This is a genomic window from Bacillus sp. VA15 (assembly GCF_055721145.1).
In genome coordinates, this window is record NZ_JBVQPQ010000007.1 from 176,503 (window position 1) to 197,759 (window position 21,257).

Consider the following 21,257-nt stretch of genomic DNA (forward strand, 5'->3'; position numbering starts at 1 on the left):
ATATCACAATTGCAAAGGAGAAAAACATGTCTACTCAACAACGCAAAGATACCTTGCTTTCTGTCTTGAATTTATCTCCGGTTGTTCAGGGAGGAACGATTGCAGAATCATTCCGAAACAGCATGGACTTGGCGCGCCGTGCGGAGGAATGGGGCTATCACCGCTACTGGCTCGCTGAGCATCATAATATAGAAGGTGTCGCAAGCTCTGCCACCGCGGTTTTGATCGGCCATATTGCCGGCGGCACAAAGAAAATCCGCGTCGGCTCCGGCGGCATTATGCTTCCGAACCACTCTTCACTAGTGATAGCTGAGCAATTCGGCACACTGGAAACGCTGTATCCCGGACGGATTGATCTGGGGCTCGGACGTGCGCCGGGAACAGATCAATTGACAGCAAGAGCGCTCCGCAGAAACATCAGCAGCGGTGAAGATTTCCCAGAACAATTAGAGGAACTGCGCAATTACTTTAAACCGTCCGGAAATGTGCGCAATCAAGTCCGCGCCATTCCAGGAGAGGGTATAGATGTGCCGATTTGGCTGCTGGGATCAAGCGGCTTCAGCGCCCGACTGGCAGGCGAACTGGGTCTTCCGTTTGCGTTCGCCGCTCATTTCTCGCCGGCGAATACGGTTCCCGCTTTGGAGCTGTACCGCAATTCGTTTACGCCGTCAGAAGTGCTCGACGAACCGTATGCAATGGTCGGCGTCACCATTATCGCGGCAGATACAAACGAGAAAGCGCAGCATCTTGCGACTTCGCATTATCAAAGATTTCTTGATCTAGTACGCGGCACCCCGAACCAGCTTAAGCCGCCTGTTGAGAATATGGATCAAATCTGGAGCCCGTATGAAAAAGCGATGGTCAATGAACAGCTGAGCTCCACGATTGTCGGCGGTCCGGAAGAAGTGAAGGCGAAGCTAGAAGACTTTGTCAAAACGACACAGGCTGATGAAATTATGGTCAACTCAGAAACCTATGAACACGCAGACAGAATGCGTTCGTTTGAAATCATCGCTGACGTGTGGAAAAACAGATAACAGCTATAAAAAAAGCAATGTAGCGGGGAGACCCATACATTGCTTTTTTTATTCATTCAGTTTTCTGGCGGATTGGCGAATGATCAGCTCAGGCTCAAATATGACATCCTCTTGCTTCGGCTTTTTATGCTCTAAGCAGTCAATAACATATTTGGCAGCTGCTTTTCCAAGCACGGATTTTGGGTGCTTGACAGAGGTTAATTTCACCTCGGAGATTTGGGCGAAATGCGAATCGTCATACCCGACGATAGACATATCCTCCGGCACTTTGATATCCATCTCCCGCAGCATATCAATCACCTTCAGCGCAATTTCATCGTTATAACAAAGTATGGCTGTCGGCATATGCTTGCTGTTTTTCTCCAATGTGGCTTTCACTTTCTCCAGCAGTCTTGATTCTTTTTCTTCTGTCGTAAACGTCACAATCATATCCGGAGAAGGGAATAACTCACGCTCACGGTGTGCCTGTATGAACCCGTTCATCCGCTTCACACCTTGTGTGTCATCAGCTTTAAAAATACCCATCATGTGCGTGTGGCCGATAGAAAGCAAGTACTCCGCTGCCATCATGCCGCCTTTCACATCATCCAAGGTAAAACTCGGTGCGGCAAGCTCGGCGTATGACGCGTTAATCATCGCAAAAGGAATGCCGTTTTTCTCTAAATTAAGATAGTAGCCAATATTCGGCGTTTGCAGAGCGCTTTTTGTCGGTTCTACAATCAATCCGTCAATATGCTGTGACAGCAGGTTTTCTAATCCTCTGCGTTCATTGTCCGGATTGTTGTTTGTGCTGGTCAGCAGCATGGAATATCCCTGCTCGCTTAAATAGGATTCGATTCCTCTAATGATGCTCGGAAAAATATAGTCTGATATGTAGGTCGTCAGAACGCCGATCGTTTTATTGGAATGCAGCGCTGACTTAGCAGAGCGTGAAGCGACAAAGGTGCCCCCGCCTTGCACGCTGTACAGCAGACCTTGTGATACGAGGTCTCCGATCGCTTTGCGAATGGTATGCCGGCTGACGCCGAATTGCTGCATTAATTCGTTTTCGGTAGGGATCTTTTGATCGGGCAGTATTTTGCCCTGATTAATCCATGAACTGATTTCTTCTTTTACTTGAGCGTATTTTGGTAACATATCCATTCCTCCAAAATGTATACGGACAAATTTCAGTATATCACAGCGTCCTTTGTAAGAAAACATTGACAGAAAATGCAAACAGGATTATTCTATATTTGTACGTACTAATTAAATGAAATTTTCGTTAAATTTTAATATAAGTACGTACAATTACAGAAGTAAATGTAAACGCTTTACTCAACATTCGGGAGGGCAGGGAAATGAAGAATACTCCAACTCAATTAGAACCAAATGCTCCTGTAACACGAAGCCATTCAATGGGATTTGTCATTTTGATCTCATGCGCGGCGGGACTTGGCGGCTTATTGTACGGCTATGACACGGCAGTGATTTCAGGCGCCATCGGTTTTCTGAAAGATTTATACAGTCTGAGTCCGTTTATGGAAGGGCTTGTGATTTCCAGCATTATGATCGGAGGAGTAGTGGGCGTCGGAATTTCTGGATTTTTAAGCGACAGGTTCGGACGGAGAAAAATTTTAATGACAGCTGCTTTGTTATTTGCGATATCAGCCATCGTTTCAGCGCTTTCTCAAGACGTGTCTACCTTAATTATTGCAAGGATTATCGGAGGCCTCGGGATTGGGATGGGCTCATCACTCTCTGTTACGTATATTACGGAAGCTGCGCCGCCTGCCATACGCGGAAGCCTTTCTTCCTTATATCAGCTCTTTACGATATTGGGTATTTCCGCGACGTACTTTATTAATCTCGCTGTGCAGCGGTCTGGAACATACGAATGGGGTGTGCACACCGGCTGGAGATGGATGCTCGCTTATGGAATGGTGCCGTCTGTGATCTTTTTCCTCGTATTGCTCGTCGTGCCGGAAAGTCCGAGATGGCTGGCGAAAGCGGGCAAAACAAAAGAAGCACTAAAGATACTGACACGTATTAATGGAGAAACTGTTGCAAAAGAAGAATTAAAGAACATTGAGAACTCTTTAAAAATAGAACAAATGGGATCGCTCTCCCAGCTTTTCAAGCCGGGTCTCAGAAAGGCGCTTGTCATTGGAATCCTGCTGGCGCTGTTTAACCAAGTCATTGGCATGAACGCGATTACTTACTACGGGCCGGAAATCTTCAAAATGATGGGATTCGGACAAAATGCCGGATTTGTGACAACCTGTATCGTAGGGGTTGTAGAAGTCATTTTTACCATTATTGCGGTGCTGTTGATTGATAAAGTTGGACGAAAAAAACTGATGTCCATCGGATCTGCTTTTATGGCTATTTTTATGATCTTAATCGGAACGTCGTTCTACTTTCAGTTAACAGACGGACTTATGCTGGTCTTCTTTATTTTAGGTTTTGTGGCGGCATTTTGTGTATCTGTAGGGCCGATCACATGGATTATGATTTCTGAAATCTTCCCGAACCATCTGCGTGCGCGGGCCGCGGGTATTGCGACCATCTTTTTATGGGGAGCAAACTGGGCGATCGGACAGTTTGTGCCAATGATGATCGATTCATTCGGGCTCGCCTATACATTCTGGATTTTTGCGGTGATTAACATCCTTTGCTTCCTGTTTGTTGTTACGATCTGTCCGGAAACGAAGAACAAATCGCTTGAAGAGATTGAAAAGCTCTGGATAAAATGAAAACGCTTTAAAAAAACAGGCCCTTTCTTTTGGAAGGGCTGTTTATGTTGGGATGCACCTTTTGGCGTTTACTGTATAAGATATAGATATATAGGAAAAAATAATGCTGGATAAAACGCTGCGGCATGAAAACTCTGCGAATATTGTCGATGAATTGACTCTTAACAGTTGAATAAACAATTGCACCCTGTTAAAATAATTAAAGAAAGCAGAAATAATTTTTTTTGGCTATGATGGGACGTTTTTTGTCATAGCGGGACGTATAATGTCCAGCAAAAAAAGGAAGGAACGTTTGAGTCATGAACCAGTTAATACAAGCTCAAAAAAAATTATTGCCTGATCTTCTGCTCGTTATGCAAAAGAGGTTTGAAATCTTGCAGTATATCAGGCTGACAGAACCCATCGGGCGAAGAAGCCTGTCTGCCAGTCTCGGAATCAGCGAGCGTGTGCTGAGGGGCGAGGTTCAGTTTTTAAAGGAACAGAACCTGGTCGATATTAAAACAAACGGCATGACATTGACAGAAGAGGGTTATGAACTGCTTTCCGTTCTGGAAGATACGATGAAAGATGTTTTAGGTTTGACGCTTTTGGAAAAGACATTAAAAGAACGTTTAAATCTAAAGGATGCTATTATCGTGTCCGGAGATAGCGATCAATCCCCATGGGTCAAAAAAGAAATGGGAAGAGCAGCTGTCGCATGTATGAAAAAAAGATTTTCAGGCAAAAATATCGTCGCTGTAACTGGCGGTACGACAATTGAAGCTGTCGCCGAAATGATGACGCCGGATTCTAAAAACCGTGAGCTTTTGTTTGTGCCTGCAAGAGGCGGTTTAGGCGAAGACGTGAAAAACCAGGCGAACACCATATGCGCGCATATGGCGGAAAAGGCTTCAGGCACTTACCGGCTTTTGTTTGTTCCGGGACAGCTGTCACAAGGCGCCTATTCATCTATTATTGAAGAACCTTCTGTCAAAGAGGTGCTGAACACGATTAAATCAGCGAGTATGCTGGTTCACGGAATCGGTGAAGCTAAAACTATGGCTCAGCGGAGAAACACACCTTTAGAAGACTTAAAGAAAATAGATGATCACGACGCAGTGACAGAAGCGTTTGGCTACTATTTTAACGCGGACGGCGAAGTGGTCCACAAAGTGCATTCTGTCGGAATGCAGCTGGATGACATAGACGCCATCCCCGATATTATTGCGGTAGCGGGCGGATCATCAAAAGCCGAGGCGATCGAGGCTTACTTTAAAAAGCCCCGAAACACGGTTCTCGTCACAGACGAAGGAGCCGCAAAGAAGTTATTAAGGGATGAATAATCCCTCAATATAAATATCTCTCACTTATTTAAAGGAGGAAACAATCATGGCAGTAAAAGTCGGTATTAACGGTTTTGGTCGTATTGGACGTAACGTATTCCGCGCAGCATTAAACAATCCTGAAGTTGAGGTAGTAGCGGTTAACGATTTAACAGATGCTAACATGCTGGCTCACCTTTTACAATATGATTCTGTACACGGAAAATTAGACGCTGAAGTTTCAGTTGACGGTAACAACCTTGTTGTTAACGGCAAAACAATTGAAGTTTCTGCAGAACGCGATCCTGCTAAACTTAGCTGGGGTAAACAAGGCGTTGAAATCGTAGTTGAATCTACTGGTTTCTTCACAAAACGCGCAGACGCTGCGAAACACTTAGAAGCTGGCGCGAAAAAAGTAATCATCTCTGCTCCTGCTAACGAAGAAGATATCACAATCGTTATGGGTGTTAACGAAGATAAATACGATGCGGCTAACCACGATGTTATCTCTAACGCATCTTGCACAACAAACTGCCTTGCGCCGTTTGCAAAAGTACTTAACGACAAATTCGGCATCAAACGCGGTATGATGACAACTGTTCACTCTTACACGAACGATCAGCAAATCCTTGATCTTCCGCACAAAGACTACCGTCGTGCGCGTGCAGCAGCTGAAAACATCATCCCAACATCAACTGGTGCTGCTAAAGCAGTTTCTCTAGTTCTTCCTGAACTAAAAGGCAAACTGAACGGTGGAGCAATGCGTGTTCCAACTCCAAACGTTTCTCTAGTTGACTTGGTTGCTGAACTGAACCAAGAAGTAACAGCTGAAGAAGTAAACGCAGCTCTTAAAGAAGCAGCTGAAGGCGATCTTAAAGGAATCCTTGGCTACAGCGAAGAGCCATTAGTTTCTGGCGACTACAACGGAAACAAAAACTCTTCTACAATCGATGCTCTTTCTACAATGGTTATGGAAGGCAGCATGGTAAAAGTAATCTCTTGGTATGATAACGAAAGCGGCTACTCTAACCGCGTTGTTGACCTTGCAGCTTACATCGCAAAAAAAGGTCTTTAATTTATAGCTGAAAAAAGGACCTGACTTGGTTCTTTTGAATAGAAGCGCTATAATGAAAGCGGACAAGGGAAGGGGACGGACTCCCTTTCCCTTTTTCCATGAAGACCGGCTTTCAGAAAACGTTCTGTGATAGAGAAACGACCGCGTTTTTAGCAGCTTTGCCGGCGCTTTCGCCTAAGGCCGCTGCCCTGGCTTCAGACGAACTGCCCTGTGCCGAAAAAGACTGCGATCTGCCCTAGCGGAGTTATCGCTTGACCAGACGGTTTCACGTTTTTCGTGCTGTATGCAAACCATTTTGAAGGAGGATCTCCTAGGCATGAATAAGAAAACTCTCAAAGACATCGACGTAAAAGGCAAAGTTGTATTCTGCCGCGTTGACTTTAACGTTCCAATGAAAGACGGGGAAGTAACAGACGATACACGTATCCGTGCTGCGCTTCCAACAATCAAACACCTTGCAGAACAAGGCGCAAAAGTCCTTCTTGCGAGCCACTTAGGCCGCCCGAAAGGCGAAGTGGTTGAGGAGCTTCGTTTAACTCCTGTCGCTGCACGTCTCGGCGAACTGCTTGGCAAAGAAGTGAAAAAAGCGGATGAAGCTTACGGTGATGCTGTAAAAGCACAAATTTCTGACATGAAGGACGGAGACGTTCTTGTATTGGAAAACGTACGTTTCTACCCTGGTGAAGAGAAAAATGATCCTGAGCTTGCAAAAGCATTTGCTGAGCTTGCAGATGTATATGTAAATGACGCATTCGGTGCTGCCCACCGTGCTCACGCATCTACAGCTGGAATTGCCGAGCATCTGCCAGCAGTTGCAGGTTTCTTAATGGAAAAAGAGCTTGACGTACTCGGAAAAGCGGTTTCTAACCCTGACCGCCCGTTCACAGCGATCATCGGCGGAGCGAAAGTAAAAGACAAAATCGGTGTGATCGAAAGTCTTCTTGATAAAGTAGACAACCTGATCATCGGCGGAGGTCTTGCTTATACATTCGTTAAAGCGCTTGGCCATGAAGTCGGTAAATCTCTTCTTGAAGAGGATAAAATCGAGCTTGCGAAATCATTTATGGACCGCGCGAAAGAAAAAGGCGTTAACTTCTACATGCCTGAAGATGTACTCGTTGCAGATGATTTCTCTAACGATGCAAACGTGAAAATTGTGCCGATCTCTGAAATCCCTAGTGATTTAGAAGCAATCGACATTGGTACGAAAACACGCGAAACGTATGCTGACGTAATCAAAAACAGCAAACTTGTCGTGTGGAACGGACCGATGGGCGTATTCGAAATCGACTTGTTCGCTCAAGGAACAAAAGCGGTTGCGGAAGCATTGGCAGAGGCGAAAGATACATACTCTGTCATCGGCGGAGGAGACTCTGCGGCAGCGGTTGAAAAATTCGGCCTTGCTGACAAAATGAGCCACATCTCAACAGGCGGCGGCGCATCCCTTGAGTTTATGGAAGGCAAAGAGCTTCCAGGGGTAGCTGCACTTAACGATAAATAATCTCAAAACTGCTATAAGGAAGTGGAACAGATGAGAAAACCAATTATCGCCGGTAACTGGAAAATGAACAAAACACTCAACGAAGCTGTCAGCTTCGTTGAAGAAGTGAAATCTTCCATTCCAGCAGCAGACAAAGCGGAAGCTGTTGTTTGCGCGCCAGCACTTTTCTTAGAAAAGCTTACTTCTGCTGTTAAAGGCACTGACCTAAAAGTCGGCGCACAAAACATGCACTTCGAAGAAAGCGGAGCGTTCACAGGCGAAATCAGCCCGGTTGCTCTTAACGACCTTGGCGTTGACTACTGCGTCATCGGCCACTCTGAGCGCCGTGAAATGTTCGCTGAAACTGATGAAACAGTTAACAAAAAAGCACACGCTGCTTTCAAACACGGCATTGTGCCGATCATCTGTGTAGGTGAAACGCTTGAAGAGCGCGAAGCCGGCAAAACAAATGATCTTGTAGCTGACCAAGTGAAAAAAGGCCTTGCTGGTCTTTCTGAAGAACAAGTTGCTGCTTCTGTTATTGCGTATGAGCCAATCTGGGCAATCGGAACAGGCAAATCTTCTACAGCAAAAGATGCGAACGACGTGTGTGCGCATATCCGTAAAACCGTCGCTGAAAGCTTCAGCCAAGAAGCTGCAGACAAGCTTCGCATCCAATATGGCGGAAGCGTAAAGCCTGCAAACATTAAAGAATATATGGCAGAATCCGATATTGACGGTGCTTTGGTCGGCGGCGCGAGCCTTGAGCCACAGTCATTCGTTCAATTATTGGAGGAAGGTCAATATGAGTAAAAAACCAGCTGCACTCATCATTCTTGATGGGTTCGGATTACGTAACGAAACAGTAGGAAACGCAGTCGCTTTAGCGAAAAAACCGAATTTTGACCGCTACTGGAACCAGTATCCTCATCAAACATTGACTGCTTCAGGCGAGGCTGTAGGTCTTCCTGAAGGGCAAATGGGGAACTCCGAAGTAGGTCACTTAAATATCGGTGCGGGACGTATTGTGTACCAAAGCTTAACACGCGTAAATGTTGCCATTCGTGAAGGAGAGTTCGAACGCAATCAAACATTCCTTGACGCGATTAACAACGCGAAAGAAAACGACAAAGCCCTGCACCTGTTCGGCCTTTTATCAGACGGCGGCGTGCACAGCCACATCAATCATTTGTTCGCATTGTTAAAGCTTGCGAAAAATGAAGGGCTGACAAAGGTTTACATTCATGGTTTCCTTGACGGCCGTGATGTAGGTCCGCAAACAGCGAAAACATACATCAACCAGCTGAACGAACAAATTGAGGAAATCGGTGTTGGAGAAATCGCCAGCGTTTCCGGACGCTACTACTCAATGGACCGCGACAAACGCTGGGACCGCGTAGAAAAAGCGTACCGCGCAATGGCATACGGCGAAGGCCCGACATACCGCAGCGCACTGGATGTTGTGGATGATTCATATGCGAACGGAATTTATGATGAATTCGTGATTCCATCTGTCATCACAAAAGAAAACGGTGAGCCTGTTGCGAAAATCCAAGACGGCGATTCTGTGATTTTCTATAATTTCAGACCGGACCGCGCCATCCAGATTTCTAACACGTTCACAAACAAAGACTTCCGCGATTTCGACCGCGGCGAGAATTATCCGAAGAACCTGCATTTCGTCTGCCTGACTCACTTCAGTGAATCAGTTGACGGCTATGTGGCGTTTAAACCGATAAATCTTGATAACACAGTCGGAGAAGTATTATCTCAGCATGGATTAAAACAGCTTCGAATTGCAGAAACTGAAAAGTATCCGCACGTCACGTTCTTTATGAGCGGCGGCCGTGAAGCTGAATTCCCAGGTGAAGAGCGTATTCTAATCAACTCGCCGAAAGTTGCAACATATGACTTGAAGCCTGAAATGAGTGCGTATGAAGTGAAGGACGCGCTTGTCAAAGAAATTGAAGCTGACAAGCATGACGCGATCATTCTTAACTTCGCAAACCCTGATATGGTCGGCCACTCCGGAATGGTTGAACCAACAATTAAAGCAATTGAAGCAGTGGACGAATGCTTAGGCGAAGTCGTTGACGCGATTCTCGCTAAAGGCGGACATGCTATCATTACCGCTGATCACGGTAATGCTGATATTCTGATTACAGAATCAGGCGAACCGCACACTGCACATACGACAAATCCAGTCCCTGTGATTGTTACGAAGGAAGGCATCACGCTGCGTGAAGGCGGAATCCTAGGCGACCTTGCACCAACGTTATTAGACCTTCTCGGTGTTGAAAAACCGAAAGAAATGACAGGAACATCGTTAATTCAAAAATAATTTGAAATCAAAAGGAGAGACAAAACTCATGCCATACATTGTTGATGTTTATGCACGCGAAGTATTAGACTCCCGCGGCAACCCAACAGTTGAAGTTGAAGTATATACAGAAACAGGAGCTTTCGGCCGCGCACTAGTGCCAAGCGGAGCTTCTACAGGTGAATACGAAGCAGTTGAGCTTCGTGACGGCGACAAAGACCGTTACCTTGGAAAAGGCGTGTTAACAGCTGTTAACAACGTAAACGAAATCATTTCTCCAGAGCTTCTTGGCTTTGATGTAACTGAACAAAACGCTATCGACCAGCTTTTAATCGAACTTGACGGTACTGAAAACAAAGGCAAACTTGGTGCGAACGCAATCCTTGGCGTATCTATGGCTTGTGCGCGCGCTGCTGCTGATTTCTTACAGATTCCTCTTTACCAATACCTTGGAGGATTCAACTCAAAAACGCTTCCTGTACCGATGATGAACATCGTAAACGGCGGAGAGCATGCTGATAACAACGTGGATATTCAAGAATTCATGATCATGCCTGTAGGTGCCCCTAACTTCCGTGAAGCACTTCGCATGGGCGCTCAAATCTTCCACAGCCTGAAATCAGTTCTTTCTGCTAAAGGAATGAACACAGCTGTAGGTGATGAAGGCGGATTCGCTCCAAACCTTGGTTCTAACGAAGAAGCGCTTCAAACAATCGTTGAAGCAATCGAAAAAGCCGGCTTCAAACCTGGCGAAGAAGTGAAACTTGCTATGGATGCTGCATCTTCTGAGTTCTACAACAAAGAAGACGGCAAATACCATCTGTCTGGCGAAGGCGTTGTGAAAACATCTGCTGAAATGGTTGATTGGTACGAAGAAATGGTTTCTAAATACCCAATCATCTCTATCGAAGACGGACTTGACGAAAACGACTGGGAAGGCCACAAGCTTCTTACTGAGCGTCTTGGCAAAAAAGTTCAGCTTGTTGGTGATGACCTCTTCGTTACAAACACGAAAAAACTTGCTGAAGGTATCAAAAACGGCGTAGGCAACTCTATCCTGATCAAAGTAAACCAAATCGGTACATTGACTGAAACATTCGATGCGATCGAAATGGCGAAACGCGCAGGCTACACTGCTGTTATCTCTCACCGTTCTGGTGAAACTGAAGACAGCACAATCGCTGACATCGCTGTAGCAACAAACGCAGGACAAATCAAAACAGGTGCTCCGTCTCGTACGGACCGTGTTGCGAAATACAACCAGCTTCTTCGCATCGAAGATCAGTTGGCTGAAACTGCTCAATACCACGGTATTAACTCTTTCTACAACTTAAACAAGTAATAAAATGACCGCCGGGAGAATTCTCGGCGGTTTTTTTATGTTTTAGAGATCCAAATAAAGCCTCACCATATCACGGCATTGAATGCCGTTTTCAAAGATCTCCTCATCATAGTGTCTAATAAAAAAATCATGATCGATCGCCTGAAGGCGGAATCCGCATTTTTGATAAAGAGACAGCTGATGGATGCTGGAATTTCCAGTGCCAATCTCAATTACCTTTGCTCCCATTTGTTTCGCTATTTCAATGGCATCGCGGATAAGAAGCTTGCCAATGCCCTGTTTTTGCATTGTTGGTTTTACTGCGATGTTAATGATTTCTACGGTTTGCGGTCTGGTTGTGATCATCACGTATACACCAGCCAGTTCGCCCGATATATAGGCAGTGTAGCATTCTCCTCTGGTTATGTATTCATCAACAATCTCTTTCGACGGATCGGCGAGCAGCAGAAGCTCATACAGCGCTTGGTTATAGTTTGTAGCTTTTTGAATGGTGAGCTGTTGCATCATTATTCCACCTTTTCACATGTTTATAGAGATATTTTTGTGATTTCCTCCAATTTCATACCATTCTATTATAAAATATGTAACATAGGAAATCTGTACAAATTAGTGGATAGAAAATAGGAGGAAAGTCACATGTTTTGTAAGGAATGCGGTCAAAAAAATAAAGAAGGAGCCAAGTTTTGTAAAGAATGCGGCACCCCGATCGGAGAGAGCAGCAGACAGGCACATAAAGAAACAGCAAGTAATGCTGAAACGAGGCAGGCTCCTCGAAAACCAATCCCTAAGAAGACCATCGTTTTATGGGGCAGCATTGCCGCAGCGTGCATCATATTATTCGCCGCATATAAAACCGGAGCGTACTTTACTTCAAAGGATAGGTTAGTCGACAAATTTGAACAGGCTGTAAATAATGAGGATAAAGAGCAAATCGCGTCTCTCCTTACGCCGGTAAATGACAAGCTCAAGCTGACTAAAAATAATGTAAAACCGTTTCTTACCTATTTAAAGGACCATCCTGACAAAAAAGATGAGCTTTTTGCATCGCTGCGTGCTGAAACAGCCCAAAAGGATATCGTATATGCGGAGAAAGACGGGAAAAGCGTGCTAGTATTTGACCATTATGACTTAAAGATAGCACCTGTTTATTTTGAAGTGACCAGCAATTATAAAAATACCGATTTATATGTCAACAAAGAGGAAGCCGGATCTGTAAAGAAGGCGGATCAAGCACAAACCCTCGGTCCGTACATTCCCGGTGACTATACAGTCTCAGCCAAACTGAAAAACGATGTAGTCGATCTTGTGAAAAAGGAAGACATTCAGGCGGTTGGCGATAACAGCTTTCGTGTGGATCTCTCATTGGAAGCTGACGATGTGACATTCAGCTTAGCGGATGACATTAAAAGCGGGAAGGGAGATTTGCTGATTAACGGCAAGTCGATTCATAAAGACCCGTTCAAATCCGTAACATACGGCCCGCTTCTGACAGACGGATCCATGACGGCTTCGGTCGAAGCAGAGTTTCCATGGGGAAAAACAAAAACAGCGGGCGTTCCGATTGATCATAAAGAAATGGAATTAACGTTAATTCCTGATCAAGATACTCAGGAAACGATGATGAACACGATTGTCAAAACAACAAAACAGTACTCTAAAGCGCTATCAGATGGGAATACAGCCCAGATGACAGAGGCTAGTGCCAAATGGAAAGCAGAGACGAAGGATACCGTCGATTCTATGAAAAACACGGATTCATACTTAAAAGATAAATACTTAGAAACAGATTTTGACCTAGATACATTCGCGCTCTCTCAGAAAAACGACGGGACATGGCAGGTATCGGTAACAGGGAAAGAACTTCACCAGTCTTCTTCGTATAACGACTATTCAAATCCTGAAATGACTGATGACAGCCCGAGTTACGAATATCTCCTTTCATATGATAAAAAACAGAAAAAATGGATTTTCGAAAATGCAGAATCAACATTTGAATCTGCCGGAACAAATGTAAAGAAAATCAAAAATGATAAACCGGAGACGTACACATCCGCCTGGGAAGGCTCAAAAAATAAAGACAGTAAAAGGTCAACAAGCGGTGATGTTACAGATGAACAAGTGACATTATTTATGGGCAGTTATCTGCAAGGTCAGGCAGATGCCGTGAATCAAAATAATTTCTCGCTGATGGAAGACAGCCTTGAAAAAGGCAGTTCCCTTTATTCCGACCAGCAGCACCTCGTGGCGAAATTAAATAAAGAGGGGACAACAGAAGACTTTAATAACTATGAAGTGAAAAGCTGGAGCCAAAATGGATCAGCGATTACGATTAAAACGTATGAAGAATTCTACATCACAAAATCAGGCGGCAGTCCAAAGCTCAGAACATATAACTGGACCTATATCGGCGTAGTGAAGAACGGAAGAATTTACTTAACGTCTATTCAATAAAATAACCCCATCACCAGCAGGTGATGGGGTTGTTTTTAAAAGAGCATATAACGGAAAATCTCTTTCATATAGTGTTCGATAATAAGCTGAAATGTAACGCATGTGATCAGATAAATCACAATCGTTGAGTAAATGATATCAACCTTTCCTTTATATGAATGCTGGTAACTGCTCAGCATCGCAGGAGGAATGGCAAAGAATGCACCGATTAAACCAACAGCTAACACGGTGAAGCATATGTCTGTATGTAATAAAAAGAATAAAAGGGCAATAATCAAAATAGCCGTAAATGGAATGAGAAACGCACCAAATCTGGAAAATGAATCTTTGAAAGATACTGGGTTTCCCGCGATTTTTAAGGCGAAAAAGATCAATGCATGCAAACCGAAAATAAACAGGGCAAAGTAAATGGTTGGCTCTAAAAAGACTGCTGTAAAGCTTACACTGCCGGGACCGTCTGAAAAAAGAATATAAAACATCAAAGGGGTCAGCAAACTGAAAAGAACCAACGTAATTATCGCGCTGATCAGCTCCTCTCCGCCTGTTGTTTTACATTCCTGATAAGGGCGTTTCAGGACGGCCAGGACAAAAGATCCGAACTGCTTTGCTGCTTGTTTTGCAGCGGCTCCGGTTTGCGCTGCCTGCTGTTGGCCTGATTGACCAGGGAGCGGTGATCCGCATTTCTCACAAAACTTTCCGCCATCTGTTTGATGGCCGCATTGAGGACAATACATAAAATAACTCCTTTAGCTGTAATATAGGGAAAATAGACTACTAGTTTTATTATAAAAGAAAAAAGTTGTAAAGTAACCAATATTCATACAAAAATACCACACAAAAAAGACACGAGCCCAATACCAGCTGTGTCTTTTTTTATGCTAGTTATTAAATATTTTTCAAATACATCTCCAAAATCCTTAAGATGATACTGCGAGTGAACGGATGTCAGCCAAGTGAATCTGATTTCGGCCAGTTCTTTATATTGAGAAACAATGTTGACGTGTTCAGGACGGGTGTGATGAAGAATAGTCACGGCTTTATCTAAGCTTTGTTCCGCTTGATTGATTAAAATATCATTTTCATAGATTGTTTTGGCGATGCGAAGCAGTGCTTTATATAGGTCTTTTAACTTTAAAACCGAGATGAACGTCATTACCAGACTGATGGGATTAATCTTGGCGGTCGTTGCGGTCGGAATGATTGGTGCCGGGCTGAGAGGCATGTTTCCGATCTTAACGTCATAATGCAAAAAGCAGTTCCCTTACTTCAGGGAGCTGCTTTCTTTTGTTTTCGGCACGTATTGAAAGACTTCCTCACTCTCGAAAAATTCAATCAATCTGCTCAGCCAGTCATAGTAATGAAGCCATTCTCTTAGTTCATTCAGCAGCTGATTGACTTTCTCTTCCGCTTCGGGGGTAAGCCCGTCCCTTTGTAAAAGATCAGTCAGCTCCCGGTTTAATTTTTTATACAGCACTTTGTTTTTGCTCACGACCTTTGTCCAATTCGCCGCAAATAAAGAAATGAAGGTTTGATAATAATCCTGCTCGACGTCATAAAGGTCTTTTCGTACGCCTTTTTCAAACACCTTTTCGGCAATATTGGCATCGATCATTTCACGGACAACCTGGCTCATCCGTGTTTTGCTCATGCCCGTTGCCTCAGAGAGCTCGCTTAATGTCATCGGTTTTCGATTCATATAAATAATTCCAAGCACACGCCCGACAGTTGAAGGCATTCCAAACGTATGCATATTATCGGCAATCTTCTCAATGAGATGCTCTTCAGCATGTTCAATGATGTCGAGAGCAGTTTTTTCCACAGCTGATCATCCCTTCAAATGGCAATTGATGGTGTCAATATATCATATTTCTGCCAGTTGTTGAAAATAGCTGAATGCAGAGGAAGAGGGAGGTATCCGGCGTAATTGTAAGAACACCCTTTCCGTTTTGATCATAACAATAAATAATCTGTAAATAACATATAATTTCAACACATTGTAAACTTTTTATTTTATAAAGTTCAAACTATAATAAAGATTATACTTTTCAGAAAAATCAAAGGAAACCTGCGGAGGTGCACGGATTGCTGAAATTGGAACAAGTGTCAAAAGTATATAAGGGCGGAAAAAAAGCTGTGAACAGCATTGATTTAGATATTGCCAAGGGTGAGTTTATCTGTTTTATCGGCCCGAGCGGCTGCGGAAAAACGACGACGATGAAGATGATTAACAGACTGATAGAACCATCGTCGGGAAGGATCCTTATCGACGGAGAAAATATTATGGAACAGGACCCGGTTGAGCTGAGGAGAAAAATCGGCTATGTGATTCAGCAGATTGGTTTGTTCCCTCACATGACCATTCAGCAGAATATCTCACTCGTACCAAAACTGCTGAAATGGCCTGAAGAAAAACGGAAAGAACGGGCGAGAGAGCTGTTAAAGCTCGTGGATATGGGCCCGGAATATTTAGACCGTTATCCCCATGAGCTCAGTGGCGGACAGCAGCAAAGAATCGGCGTGCTGCGTGCACTGGCTGCGGAACCCCCTCTCATTTTAATGGATGAACCGTTCGGAGCGCTTGATCCGATTACGCGTGATTCCCTTCAGGAAGAATTTAAAAAACTGCAAAGAACACTAAACAAAACCATTGTGTTTGTAACCCACGATATGGATGAAGCCATTAAGCTTGCTGACCGGATTGTGATTTTAAAAGCGGGAGAAATCGTTCAAGTCGGTACACCTGATGAGATTCTCCGGAATCCGGCGAATGAATTTGTGGAAGAATTTATCGGGAAAGAGCGCCTGATCCAGACAAGGCCTGAAATTGAGCGGGTTGAGCAGATGATGAACAGAACGCCTGTCACGGTCACAGCGGACAAAACGCTTTCTCAGGCGATTCAGCTGATGAGAGAAAAACGTGTCGATTCGCTGCTCGTTGTAGACCGGCAAAATGTGCTGAAGGGCTATGTTGATGTGGAAATGATTGATCAAAACCGCAAAAAAGCGAGCGTCGTTGGTGATGTATACCGCTCTGATATATATACCGTACAAAAAGGGGCGCTTCTTCGCGATACGGTCCGAAAAATCTTGAAGCAGGGAATCAAGTATGTTCCTGTGGTGGATGAACAGAACCATTTAGCAGGAATTGTGACGAGAGCGAGCCTTGTTGATATCGTATACGACTCTATATGGGGTGAGGAAGACCAGCTTATGACGATCTGAACAGGGGAGGAGCTCTTTTAAGATGAATCAAATGATGACTTTTTTGCAAACGAACGGCGGAGAGCTGCTGTATAAAACAGGAGAGCATTTATATATTTCACTCATAGCCGTTGTATTGGGCATAATCGTAGCAGTGCCGCTCGGTGTCGCTCTCACTAGAATGAAAAAAGGTGCAGGTGCGATTATAGGTGTCGTCAACATTGTGCAAACCTTGCCGAGTCTGGCGATTTTAGCCTTTTTTATTCCGCTTCTCGGCGTAGGGAAAGTGCCTGCGATTGTCGCTTTATTTTTCTATTCGGTGCTGCCGATCCTGCGTAATACGTATACCGGCATCAAAGGTGTAAACAAAAATCTGCTGGAATCGGGAAAAGGGATTGGCATGACCGGATGGGAGCAGATTCGGCTCGTCGAAATCCCGCTGGCGATTCCGATCATCATGGCGGGAATCCGCACGTCAACGATTTATTTAATCGGCTGGGCGACACTTGCGTCGTTTATCGGCGGCGGCGGTCTCGGTGACTACATTTTTATCGGCCTGAACCTGTATCAGCCTGAATATATCATTGGCGGCGCCGTCCCGGTCACGATCCTGGCAATTATCATTGATTATGTGCTGGCTGTGACAGAACGAAAGGTGACGCCGAAAGGATTGCAAGGGATGAAGGAAGTTTCGTAAGGAGTTGGCTTTGTTGAAAACGAAAAAAATCAAATGGCTTGGCGCGCTCGCTCTCACCTTTGTCCTGCTGCTGAGCGGCTGTGCTTTGCCGGGACTCGGCGGCGCTTCAGATGAAACGATCAAAATCGGGGCGCAAAGCATGACAGAATCAGAAATTTTAGCGAATATGATCGCGCAGCTTATTGAACATGATACAGATTTGAATACCGCTTTAGTGAAAAACCTCGGATCAAACTATGTACAGCACCAAGCAATGCTGGGCGGTGACATTGATATTTCTGCCACGCGCTATTCCGGAACGGATTTAACAAGCACCCTCGGCAAGGAAGCGGAAAAGGATCCGAAAAAAGCACTTAACATTGTGCAGAACGAGTTTAAGAAGCGCTTTTCCTATAAATGGTTTGATTCCTACGGATTTGATAACACATATGCCTTCACTGTAACAAAAAAGTTTGCGGAAAAGGAGCATATTAACACCGTGTCTGACCTGAAGAAAAACGCTTCACAATATAAATTGGGCGTCGACAATGCTTGGCTGAAACGAAAAGGCGACGGATATAAAGGCTTTGTCAGCACATATGGCTTTGAGTTCGGCACAACTTATCCGATGCAGATCGGGCTTGTCTATGACGCAGTCAAAAATGGGAAAATGGACGCCGTTCTGGCTTATTCAACGGATGGACGGATTAAAGCCTATGATCTGAAAATCTTAAAAGACGATAAGCGTTTCTTCCCGCCGTATGACTGTTCACCGGTGATTCCGGAAAAAGTGCTTAAGGAACATCCGGAGCTTGAAGGTGTGATCAATAAGCTGATTGGGCAAATCGATACGGAAACGATGCAGGAGCTTAACTATGAGGTAGATGGCAAACTGAAGGAGCCTTCTGTCGTAGCAAAGGAATTTTTAGAGAAACATCATTATTTTGACTAAGAAAAGAGGCGGATCATATGGAAGTACTACAGCAGCTTGGCACTTACTATTCGCAAAACGGCGGTTACGTGCTGCAGGAGTTTTACCGCCATTTTCTGATGTCGGTGTACGGCGTTTTATTTGCCGCCATTGTTGGAATTCCGCTCGGCATTCTGATCGCCAGATACAGAACATTAAGCGGGTGGATTTTTGCGGTGACGAACGTCATTCAGACCATCCCGGCTCTCGCCATGCTCGCTGTGCTGATGCTTGTCATGGGGCTGGGCGCTAATACGGTGATATTGTCATTATTTCTGTATTCACTTCTGCCGATTATCAGAAACACGTATACAGGCATTATCAGCATTGAACACACTTATCTTGAATCCGGAAAAGCGATGGGAATGACAAAATTTCAAGTGCTGCGGATGGTCGAGCTTCCGCTTGCACTTTCTGTCATTATGGCGGGCCTTCGCACAGCGCTTGTCATTGCGATCGGCATTACGGCCATCGGAACATTTGTCGGTGCAGGCGGACTGGGGGATATCATCGTCAGGGGATCAAACGCAACAAACGGAACAGCGATAATATTAGCGGGCGCGATCCCCACAGCTCTGATGGCGGTGATTGCCGATTTGGTCATGGGCTGGCTTGAACGCGCGTTAAGCCCGATTAAAAAGAAGAAAAATCTGGCCAGCGCCGCATAAGAAAAAACGCCTTGTGAATGACAGGGCGTTTTTTTACGGCTTCGGCACATATTTAAAAATCTCTTCGCTTTCAAAAAACTCAATCAATCGCCCGAGCCAATTATAATAATCGAGCCATTCTTTTAATTCCTTCAGAAGCTCATTCACTTTTTCTTCCGCTTCAGGGGTAAGCTCTTCATCCAAGACGCTGAGCAGTTCCCGATTGAGTTTTTTATGCATCATTTTGTTTTTGCTGACGACTTTGCTCCAAGTGGCTGTAAACAGCGTGATAAACGTTTGGTAGTAGTCCTGCTCAACCTCATATAAATCTTTTCTCACGCCCTTTTCGAACACTTTTTCGGCAATGTTGGCATCTAGCATTTCCCGCACAACCTGGCTCATGCGTGTTTTGCTCATGCCGGTCGCTTCAGACAATTCGGTCAGCGTCATCGGTTTTCGATTCATATAAATAATGCCCAGCACACGTCCGACGGTAGAGGGCATTCCAAATGCATGCATGTTTTCTGCGATTCTTTCTATTAAATGGTCCTCAGCTTGTTCAATGATCGTTAACGGATCTTTCTCCAACGGTTTCAATCCTTTCAGCTAACAATTCCGATGTCAATATACCACATTTTTGATACGGCGGAAATGCTGCAACAAGAGAATTTGGCAGGAAATTGGAGCAATAAGGAGATCATCACAGGTCAATGCGGGTAAATCAGCGCTTACACATACTTTATAAACAATATGAACAAATTGTAAACTTTTTATTTTATAAACTTTATTCTATAATGGGAAGCATTCAATTGTCTGAAAAATTAAATATAAACTGAACGAATTGAATAAACTTAATTTTGGAGGTGCGATGTTTGCTGACATTAGAAAATGTCTCGAAAACATACAAGGGCGGCAAAAAAGCCGTGAACAACGTGAATCTTAAGATTGCAAAAGGGGAATTTATCTGTTTTATCGGTCCGAGCGGCTGCGGGAAAACGACAACAATGAAAATGATTAACCGATTAATTGAGCCTTCCGCCGGCAAGATTTTCATTGACGGCGAAAACATCATGGAACAGGACCCTGTAGAGCTTAGGCGTAAGATCGGCTATGTCATTCAGCAGATCGGCCTGTTTCCCCATATGACCATTCAGCAGAACATTTCTCTTGTCCCTAAACTGCTGAAATGGCCGGAGCAGCAGCGGAAAGAACGGGCGCGTGAGCTTCTGAAATTGGTCGATATGGGGCCAGAATATTTAGACCGTTACCCTCATGAATTAAGCGGGGGACAGCAGCAGCGAATTGGTGTATTACGGGCACTTGCCGCGGAGCCGCCGCTTATCTTAATGGATGAACCGTTTGGGGCACTCGACCCGATTACGAGGGATTCCCTTCAGGAAGAATTTAAAAAACTGCAAAAAACCTTACATAAAACCATCGTATTTGTTACCCACGATATGGATGAAGCGATTAAGCTGGCAGACCGGATTGTGATTTTAAAAGCGGGAGAAATCGTTCAAGTTGGAACGCCCGATGATATTTTGAGAAATCCGGCAGACGAATTTGTTGAGGAATTTATCGGCAAGGAGCGGCTGATTCAGTCATCCAGCCCGGATGTGGAACGGGTTGACCAGATTATGAACACGCAGCCTGTAACGATTACCGCGGATAAAACGCTTTCTGAAGCGATTCAGCTGATGAGGCAGGAGCGTGTCGATTCATTGCTTGTCGTTGATGACGAGCACGTTCTCCAAGGCTATGTGGATGTTGAAATCATTGATCAATGCAGGAAAAAAGCCAATCTCGTAGGAGAGGTTCTGCATGAAGATCTTTACACAGTATTGGGCGGCACATTGCTGCGCGACACGGTCCGTAAAATTTTAAAACGGGGTGTCAAATATGTCCCTGTTGTGGATGAAAATCGGCGCTTAATCGGAATTGTGACTAGAGCGAGTCTGGTCGACATTGTGTATGACTCCCTCTGGGGAGAAGAAAAGCAGCTCGCGGTATTGTCATAGGGAG

The 21,257-nt window shown here is 44.6% G+C and carries 19 protein-coding genes and 2 pseudogenes; 15 read left to right on the forward strand and 6 right to left on the reverse strand.

The window, feature by feature from the left end; translation table 11 throughout:
* Window positions 1-26: 26 nt before the first annotated feature.
* Window positions 27-1,037, forward strand: coding sequence for an LLM class flavin-dependent oxidoreductase (locus tag AC0DBE_RS17450; protein ID WP_061187908.1), 1,011 nt, complete (start codon window positions 27-29; stop codon window positions 1,035-1,037).
* A gap of 48 nt (window positions 1,038-1,085) precedes the next feature.
* On the opposite strand, the gene araR is transcribed toward AC0DBE_RS17450, so the two are convergent.
* Complete coding sequence (gene araR, locus AC0DBE_RS17455) at window positions 1,086-2,174, reverse strand: arabinose utilization transcriptional regulator AraR (protein WP_041521074.1); 1,089 nt, start codon at window positions 2,172-2,174, stop codon at window positions 1,086-1,088.
* 203 nt (window positions 2,175-2,377) lie between these two features.
* Between araR and araE the strand changes: the two genes are divergently transcribed.
* From araE to eno, 7 genes are all read left to right on the forward strand, one after another.
* Window positions 2,378-3,772 (forward strand): arabinose-proton symporter AraE, encoded by a 1,395-nt coding sequence (gene araE, locus AC0DBE_RS17460; RefSeq protein WP_072183257.1) that lies wholly within the window; start codon window positions 2,378-2,380, stop codon window positions 3,770-3,772.
* A gap of 299 nt (window positions 3,773-4,071) precedes the next feature.
* A complete protein-coding gene (cggR, locus tag AC0DBE_RS17465) occupies window positions 4,072-5,094 on the forward strand; it encodes a gapA transcriptional regulator CggR (protein ID WP_014115202.1) in 1,023 nt (340 codons plus the stop codon).
* A 46-nt stretch (window positions 5,095-5,140) separates the two neighbouring features.
* Window positions 5,141-6,148, forward strand: coding sequence for a type I glyceraldehyde-3-phosphate dehydrogenase (gene gap / locus AC0DBE_RS17470; RefSeq protein ID WP_003219957.1), 1,008 nt, complete (start codon window positions 5,141-5,143; stop codon window positions 6,146-6,148).
* 316 nt (window positions 6,149-6,464) lie between these two features.
* Window positions 6,465-7,649: a phosphoglycerate kinase gene (locus tag AC0DBE_RS17475; RefSeq protein WP_003219959.1), complete on the forward strand. Its 1,185-nt coding sequence runs from the start codon at window positions 6,465-6,467 to the stop codon at window positions 7,647-7,649.
* 30 nt (window positions 7,650-7,679) lie between these two features.
* A complete protein-coding gene (gene tpiA, locus AC0DBE_RS17480; protein WP_079288779.1) occupies window positions 7,680-8,441 on the forward strand; it encodes a triose-phosphate isomerase in 762 nt (253 codons plus the stop codon).
* Complete coding sequence (gene gpmI / locus AC0DBE_RS17485) at window positions 8,434-9,969, forward strand: 2,3-bisphosphoglycerate-independent phosphoglycerate mutase (RefSeq protein WP_014115200.1); 1,536 nt, start codon at window positions 8,434-8,436, stop codon at window positions 9,967-9,969. Before tpiA ends, gpmI begins: the two co-directional genes overlap by 8 nt.
* A 28-nt stretch (window positions 9,970-9,997) precedes the next feature.
* Window positions 9,998-11,290 (forward strand): phosphopyruvate hydratase, encoded by a 1,293-nt coding sequence (gene eno, locus AC0DBE_RS17490; RefSeq protein ID WP_007409956.1) that lies wholly within the window; start codon window positions 9,998-10,000, stop codon window positions 11,288-11,290.
* A 42-nt stretch (window positions 11,291-11,332) separates the two neighbouring features.
* Here the strand turns inward: eno and AC0DBE_RS17495 are convergent, their stop codons facing one another.
* The gene (locus tag AC0DBE_RS17495) at window positions 11,333-11,794 is read right to left on the reverse strand and encodes a GNAT family N-acetyltransferase (protein WP_087987532.1); all 462 of its coding nucleotides are present in this window, start codon (window positions 11,792-11,794) and stop codon (window positions 11,333-11,335) included.
* A 132-nt stretch (window positions 11,795-11,926) separates the two neighbouring features.
* On the opposite strand from AC0DBE_RS17495, the gene AC0DBE_RS17500 reads away from it, so the two are divergent.
* Complete coding sequence (locus AC0DBE_RS17500; RefSeq protein ID WP_327816642.1) at window positions 11,927-13,741, forward strand: zinc ribbon domain-containing protein; 1,815 nt, start codon at window positions 11,927-11,929, stop codon at window positions 13,739-13,741.
* A gap of 35 nt (window positions 13,742-13,776) precedes the next feature.
* Here the strand turns inward: AC0DBE_RS17500 and AC0DBE_RS17505 are convergent, their stop codons facing one another.
* Together AC0DBE_RS17505 and AC0DBE_RS17510 are read right to left on the reverse strand one after the other, a co-directional pair.
* A complete protein-coding gene (locus AC0DBE_RS17505) occupies window positions 13,777-14,475 on the reverse strand; it encodes a zinc ribbon domain-containing protein (RefSeq protein ID WP_457895395.1) in 699 nt (232 codons plus the stop codon).
* 152 nt (window positions 14,476-14,627) lie between these two features.
* Window positions 14,628-14,873 (reverse strand): annotated as a pseudogene (locus AC0DBE_RS17510) (YvbH-like oligomerization domain-containing protein); the annotation flags it as partial.
* Here AC0DBE_RS17510 and AC0DBE_RS17515 point away from each other — a divergent pair.
* Window positions 14,869-14,985: pseudogene (locus AC0DBE_RS17515) on the forward strand (MarC family protein); the annotation flags it as partial. The pseudogenes AC0DBE_RS17510 and AC0DBE_RS17515 sit on opposite strands and share 5 nt — an antisense overlap.
* 17 nt (window positions 14,986-15,002) lie before the next feature.
* Here AC0DBE_RS17515 and opcR read toward each other — a convergent pair.
* Window positions 15,003-15,560 carry an opuC operon transcriptional regulator OpcR gene (opcR, locus tag AC0DBE_RS17520; RefSeq protein ID WP_014115194.1) on the reverse strand — a complete coding sequence of 186 codons (558 nt, stop codon included), beginning with the start codon at window positions 15,558-15,560 and terminating at the stop codon, window positions 15,003-15,005.
* 263 nt (window positions 15,561-15,823) lie between these two features.
* On the opposite strand from opcR, the gene opuCA reads away from it, so the two are divergent.
* Genes opuCA through opuCD form a run of 4 tightly spaced genes read left to right on the forward strand, consistent with a single transcriptional unit; the run spans window position 15,824 to window position 19,256 of the window.
* The gene (opuCA, locus tag AC0DBE_RS17525; protein WP_114151231.1) at window positions 15,824-16,963 is read left to right on the forward strand and encodes an osmoprotectant ABC transporter ATP-binding protein OpuCA; all 1,140 of its coding nucleotides are present in this window, start codon (window positions 15,824-15,826) and stop codon (window positions 16,961-16,963) included.
* Window positions 16,964-16,985: 22 nt separating this feature from the next.
* Complete coding sequence (opuCB, locus tag AC0DBE_RS17530; RefSeq protein WP_003219978.1) at window positions 16,986-17,639, forward strand: glycine betaine/carnitine/choline/choline sulfate ABC transporter permease OpuCB; 654 nt, start codon at window positions 16,986-16,988, stop codon at window positions 17,637-17,639.
* 13 nt (window positions 17,640-17,652) lie between these two features.
* Window positions 17,653-18,570 carry an osmoprotectant ABC transporter substrate-binding lipoprotein OpuCC gene (opuCC, locus tag AC0DBE_RS17535; RefSeq protein WP_014115192.1) on the forward strand — a complete coding sequence of 306 codons (918 nt, stop codon included), beginning with the start codon at window positions 17,653-17,655 and terminating at the stop codon, window positions 18,568-18,570.
* Window positions 18,571-18,587: 17 nt separating this feature from the next.
* The gene (gene opuCD / locus AC0DBE_RS17540) at window positions 18,588-19,256 is read left to right on the forward strand and encodes a glycine betaine/carnitine/choline/choline sulfate ABC transporter permease OpuCD (RefSeq protein WP_114151232.1); all 669 of its coding nucleotides are present in this window, start codon (window positions 18,588-18,590) and stop codon (window positions 19,254-19,256) included.
* 33 nt (window positions 19,257-19,289) lie between these two features.
* Here opuCD and AC0DBE_RS17545 read toward each other — a convergent pair whose 3' ends face one another.
* Window positions 19,290-19,823, reverse strand: a complete 534-nt coding sequence (locus AC0DBE_RS17545) for a GbsR/MarR family transcriptional regulator (protein WP_014115190.1) — start codon at window positions 19,821-19,823, stop codon at window positions 19,290-19,292.
* A 284-nt stretch (window positions 19,824-20,107) separates the two neighbouring features.
* Between AC0DBE_RS17545 and opuBA the strand changes: the two genes are divergently transcribed.
* A complete protein-coding gene (gene opuBA / locus AC0DBE_RS17550; protein WP_014115188.1) occupies window positions 20,108-21,253 on the forward strand; it encodes a choline ABC transporter ATP-binding protein OpuBA in 1,146 nt (381 codons plus the stop codon).
* Window positions 21,254-21,257 lie beyond the last annotated feature (4 nt).

What these genes read in the sequence shown, in the direction of transcription:
- AC0DBE_RS17450 (WP_061187908.1), top strand. Translation starts at nt 27, where the DNA reads ATGTCTACTCAACAACGCAAAGATACCTTGCTTTCTGTCTTGAATTTA.
- araR (WP_041521074.1), bottom strand. Translation starts at nt 2,174, where the DNA reads ATGTTACCAAAATACGCTCAAGTAAAAGAAGAAATCAGTTCATGGATT.
- araE (WP_072183257.1), top strand. Translation starts at nt 2,378, where the DNA reads ATGAAGAATACTCCAACTCAATTAGAACCAAATGCTCCTGTAACACGA.
- cggR (WP_014115202.1), top strand. Translation starts at nt 4,072, where the DNA reads ATGAACCAGTTAATACAAGCTCAAAAAAAATTATTGCCTGATCTTCTG.
- gap (WP_003219957.1), top strand. Translation starts at nt 5,141, where the DNA reads ATGGCAGTAAAAGTCGGTATTAACGGTTTTGGTCGTATTGGACGTAAC.
- AC0DBE_RS17475 (WP_003219959.1), top strand. Translation starts at nt 6,465, where the DNA reads ATGAATAAGAAAACTCTCAAAGACATCGACGTAAAAGGCAAAGTTGTA.
- tpiA (WP_079288779.1), top strand. Translation starts at nt 7,680, where the DNA reads ATGAGAAAACCAATTATCGCCGGTAACTGGAAAATGAACAAAACACTC.
- gpmI (WP_014115200.1), top strand. Translation starts at nt 8,434, where the DNA reads ATGAGTAAAAAACCAGCTGCACTCATCATTCTTGATGGGTTCGGATTA.
- eno (WP_007409956.1), top strand. Translation starts at nt 9,998, where the DNA reads ATGCCATACATTGTTGATGTTTATGCACGCGAAGTATTAGACTCCCGC.
- AC0DBE_RS17495 (WP_087987532.1), bottom strand. Translation starts at nt 11,794, where the DNA reads ATGCAACAGCTCACCATTCAAAAAGCTACAAACTATAACCAAGCGCTG.
- AC0DBE_RS17500 (WP_327816642.1), top strand. Translation starts at nt 11,927, where the DNA reads ATGTTTTGTAAGGAATGCGGTCAAAAAAATAAAGAAGGAGCCAAGTTT.
- AC0DBE_RS17505 (WP_457895395.1), bottom strand. Translation starts at nt 14,475, where the DNA reads ATGTATTGTCCTCAATGCGGCCATCAAACAGATGGCGGAAAGTTTTGT.
- opuCB (WP_003219978.1), top strand. Translation starts at nt 16,986, where the DNA reads ATGAATCAAATGATGACTTTTTTGCAAACGAACGGCGGAGAGCTGCTG.
- opuCD (WP_114151232.1), top strand. Translation starts at nt 18,588, where the DNA reads ATGGAAGTACTACAGCAGCTTGGCACTTACTATTCGCAAAACGGCGGT.